Source organism: Flavobacterium collinsii (assembly GCF_902804485.1).
GTDB classification, from domain to species: Bacteria; Bacteroidota; Bacteroidia; order Flavobacteriales; family Flavobacteriaceae; genus Flavobacterium; species Flavobacterium collinsii.
Genome location: NZ_CADCST010000184.1, coordinates 1 through 246, shown reverse-complemented (window position 1 = coordinate 246; position 246 = coordinate 1). Strand labels below are relative to the sequence as shown.

1 protein-coding gene is annotated in these 246 nt (G+C 41.5%); it reads right to left on the bottom strand.

What is annotated here, in order from left to right; genetic code table 11:
- A partial coding sequence (locus FLA105534_RS23390; protein ID WP_173968482.1) for a condensation domain-containing protein occupies nucleotides 1-246 on the bottom strand: 246 nt, incomplete at both ends.

Below are 246 nucleotides of genomic sequence, written 5' to 3'. Positions count from 1 at the left end.
CCCAGTTCTTCTACCAGATTATCCAATGGATACTCCTGATGCGAATAGGCATTTAACAAGGTGTCTTTTTGTGTTTCCAGCAGGGTTTCAAAACTGGCTGTTTCTTCAAATGTGGTTCGAATGGCCAGTGTGTTGAGATAGAGTCCAATTTGGTTTTCTAAATCACTGTGTTCTCTTCCTGCTACGGGAGTTCCTAAAATAAGGTCTCTGGTGTTGGAATATCTGGATAGTAATCCGTTTATTCCC